4 protein-coding genes are annotated in these 3,885 nt (G+C 73.3%); 3 read left to right on the top strand and 1 reads right to left on the bottom strand.

All coding sequences use genetic code 11. The features are described 5' to 3' along the window. On the top strand, window positions 1–1,100 hold a 1,100-nt coding region (locus AC2W7G_RS11080; RefSeq protein WP_485868477.1), incomplete at its 5' end, for an Ig-like domain-containing protein. A gap of 54 nt (window positions 1,101–1,154) precedes the next feature. Here the strand turns inward: AC2W7G_RS11080 and AC2W7G_RS11075 are convergent. After that, window positions 1,155–2,060, bottom strand: coding sequence for a diacylglycerol/lipid kinase family protein (locus tag AC2W7G_RS11075; RefSeq protein WP_485868476.1), 906 nt, complete (start codon window positions 2,058–2,060; stop codon window positions 1,155–1,157). A 91-nt stretch (window positions 2,061–2,151) separates the two neighbouring features. Between AC2W7G_RS11075 and AC2W7G_RS11070 the strand changes: the two genes are divergently transcribed. Together AC2W7G_RS11070 and AC2W7G_RS11065 are read left to right on the top strand one after the other, a co-directional pair. After that, complete coding sequence (locus AC2W7G_RS11070) at window positions 2,152–3,435, top strand: adenylosuccinate synthase (RefSeq protein ID WP_485868475.1); 1,284 nt, start codon at window positions 2,152–2,154, stop codon at window positions 3,433–3,435. A gap of 74 nt (window positions 3,436–3,509) precedes the next feature. After that, a complete protein-coding gene (locus AC2W7G_RS11065; protein ID WP_485868474.1) occupies window positions 3,510–3,743 on the top strand; it encodes a hypothetical protein in 234 nt (77 codons plus the stop codon). Window positions 3,744–3,885: the final 142 nt, after the last annotated feature.

Genomic DNA, 3,885 nt, shown 5'->3' with positions numbered 1-3,885 from the left:
CGGTCGAGCGCGGCGAGCAGGCGACGGTCGACGTCACCGTCGACGCGACCGGCGACCTCGTCGCGACCGGACGCGTGGACGTGCTCGCCGGGTCGACGGTCGTCGGCACGGGCACGCTCACCGACGGAGCGGCCTCGGTCGCCGTCGAGACGTCCGACCTGGCCGTCGGGACCCGCGCGCTGACGCTGGCCTACCGCGGCGACGACACCGTGCAGGCCTCGACCGGCACGGTCGACCTGGTGGTGGAGAAGGGCGCGGCCACGCTCGCCGTGGGCGACGTCGCGACGGTGCCCGCGAGCGGCGTCGTGTCCGTCCCGGTCGAGGTCACCTCGGGCACCGGCGCCACGCCGACCGGACGCGTCGAGGTGCGACGCGGCGAGACCGTCGTCGGCCAGGCCGACCTGCGGGCCGGACGCGCGACGGTGAGCGTCCCGGCGGCGGCGCTGGGCGTGGGCACCCACGGGCTGGAGGTCGTCTACCTGGGCGACTCCGAGCACGGGGAGTCCTCGGCCGACGCCCAGGCCGTCGTGACCATCGCGCCCACCACGCTGAAGGCGACCGGCCATGCCGGCACCTACGGCAAGGCCGGCTCGGTCACGGTCACCGGCCCGGCCGGTGCGACCGGCACCGTCACGCTGACCAAGGGCTCCACCCGCCTCGGCTCGGCGCAGCTCGTCAAGGGCCGCGCGGTCGTCAAGGTCGCGGGCACGGCGCTCCAGCCGGGCACGCACACGCTGACCGCGACGTACGCCGGTGACGGCACGTACGCCGGCGCGCGGACCAACGTCCGGGTCTCGGTCGCCAAGGCCCGCTCGTCGGTCACCGCCAAGGTGACGACGCGCAAGGTCGTCGTCAAGCGGACGAAGGCCTCGGTCGCGGTGACCGTGCGGGCGTCCGGCGTGACGGTCACCAGCGGCACGGTGGGCGTCTACCAGGGCTCGAAGCGCGTGGGCACCGCCACCGTGCGCCACGGCAAGGCGACCGTCCGCCTGTCGCCCCTGAAGAAGACCGGCACGCAGAGTCTGACGGTGAAGTACGCCGGCAACACGCTGGTCTCCGGCTCGTCCACGACCGTGACGGTCAAGGTCGCGCGCCGCTGACCCACGCACGAGGCCCCCACGACCACGGTCGTGGGGGCCTCGTCGCGTCCGGGCTCACTCCTGCGCGGGGGCGGGGGAGCGCGGCAGCAGCATGGTGAGCACGCCGGGCTCGACGCGCCAGGCGTGCGAGGAGCGCGTGTCGTCGATCTCGCCGTCGAGGTTGCCGCGGGACTCCTCGCCGACCACCGTCACCTCGCGGCCGCGCAGGTACTCGACGTCGTCGCGGTACGGGTGACGGCCCTTGCGCAGGCGCCAGGCGTAGGCCAGGCGACGCAGCCGCGGGTTCGACCACGACACGGCGACGTCCAGCAGCCCGTCGCCGGGATCGGCCTCGGGCAGGAGCGGAGCGCCGCCACCGATGTAGCGGCCGTTGCCGACCGCGACCTGGATCATCCGGCCGCGGCGGCGCAGCTGGCGTCCGTCGACCGTCACCTTGGCCCGGAACCCCTTGTGCTTGACGCCGGAGATGGCCGCGCCGACGGCGTACCCGACCGGCCCCAGGCGCTCCTTGTAGGGCTTGGCCTCGACGGCGGCCTCGGCCCCGATGCCGACGTGCGCGGCGTTGACCACGACGCGGCCGCGGTCGTCGCGCACCAGGTCGAGGGAGCACGGCTCGGAGTCCAGCAGCTGCTCGGCGGCCTCGCGCGGGTGGTCGCGGCGCATGCCGATCGTGCGGGCGAAGTCGTTGCCGGTGCCCATGGGCACGAGCGCGAGCTGCACGTCGGGCAGCAGGTCCAGCCCGTCGAGCATGGCGACGACCGCGTGCAGCGAGCCGTCGCCGCCCAGGACGACGACCAGGCGCCCGGACGCGTCGGACAGCGCCTCGCGCAGGTCGTCCTCGCCCTCGGTGCGCGCCAGGCGGACGTCGGTGTGCGTGCGGAGCAGGCCGACCACGGCCTCCACCGCCTCGGTCTCGCTGCTGCCGGCCTGGGCGTTCGCGACGGCCGTGACGGGTCTCATGGGTCGTCACCCTAGAGCCGGTTCCGATAGGCTGTCGCGGTAAGAGCCCCTGGAACGGGGCTTGTCTTGTGCTCGAGGTTGGTGCGAATCCATGCCTGCAGTCGTGATCGTCGGTGCCCAGTGGGGGGACGAGGGGAAGGGCAAGGCGACCGACCTGCTCGGCAGCCGCGTCGACTACGTCGTCAAGTTCAACGGCGGCAACAACGCCGGCCACACGGTGGTCATCGACGGCGAGAAGTACGCGCTGCACCTGCTGCCCAGCGGCATCCTCACCCCCGGCTGCACCCCGGTCATCGGCAACGGCGTCGTCGTCGACCTGTCGGTCCTGTTCGAGGAGATCGACGGGCTCGAGGCGCGCGGCATCGACACGTCGCGGCTGAAGCTCAGCACCAACGCGCACGTCATCGCCGACTACAACCGCTCGCTGGACAAGACCACCGAGCGCTTCCTGGGCAAGCGCAAGATCGGCACGACCGGGCGCGGCATCGGCCCGACCTACGCCGACAAGATGAACCGGCTCGGCATCCGCGTCCAGGACCTGTTCGACGAGAAGATCCTGCGCGCCAAGGTCGAGGGCGCCCTGGAGCAGAAGAACCAGGTGCTCACCAAGATCTACAACCGCCGGGCCGTCGGCGTCGACGAGACCGTCGAGGAGCTGCTGTCGTACGTCGACCGCCTGCGCCCGTACGTCACCGACACCGCGCTGCTGCTGCACCAGGCGCTGCGCCGCGACGAGACCGTCCTGCTCGAGGCCGGCCAGGCCACGCTGCTGGACGTCGACCACGGCACCTACCCGTTCGTGACGTCGTCGTCGGCGACGTCCGGCGGCGCGTGCACCGGCTCGGGCATCGCCCCGACCGAGATCACCCGGGTCATCGGCATCGTGAAGGCCTACGCCACCCGCGTCGGCGAGGGCCCGTTCCCGACCGAGCTGTTCGACGAGGACGGCGAGCGGTTGCGCGTCAACGGCGGCGAGTTCGGCACCACGACCGGACGTCCGCGCCGCTGCGGCTGGTACGACGCCCCGGTCGCCCGCTACGCCGCGCGCATCAACGGCGTCACCGACTTCGTGCTCACCAAGCTCGACGTGCTGACCGGCTGGGACCGCATCCCGGTCTGCGTCGCCTACGACATCGACGGGGAGCGCGTCGAGGAGATGCCGGCCTCGCAGACCGACTTCCACCACGCGAAGCCGATCTACGAGTACTTCCCGGGCTGGACCGAGGACATCTCCGGCGCCCGCGAGCTCAGCGACCTGCCGGCCAACGCCCAGGCGTACGTCCGCGATCTCGACGCGATCAGCGGCTCGCGCATCTCGGCGATCGGCGTCGGCCCCGGCCGCGAGCAGACCGTCGTCGTCCACGACCTGCTCTGAGCGTTCCGCCCCCTCGGGGTCGCCGTCCGTGAGACGGTGACGCCGGTCGTGACACGACCGGACGAGGAGGTCCCATGCGCCGAGCACTGCTGCCGCTGATCGCCGTCGCGGCCGTGCTGGCTCCCGCATCGCCGGCCGCGGCGACGTCGTGCACGGCGCTGACCGGCACGCCGGACGCCCCCGGTCGTCCTGGTCGGACGGTCGAGGCCCGCGAGCACGCGCGCCTCGCCGTCGACGAGGTCTGGGCGGGTCCCGACCTCGCGCCCCGTCGTCTGGGTCGAGGCGGCCGAGGACGACCTGGGCGGTGACTACCTGGTGCCGGGGGAGCGGTACGTCGTCACGGCGGACGCGTCGTTCCGCACCGACCTGTGCGGCGTCGCGGACGTCGACGACCTGGCCCGCCCGGCCGACGTGCGCGAGCCGGTGGCCGACGGCCTGACCGGCACGGAC

The organism is Aeromicrobium sp. PFPM2_SD2, assembly GCF_057364525.1.
The sequence above is the reverse complement of the archived record's forward strand: the minus strand, read 5'-3'. Positions and strand labels throughout refer to the sequence as shown.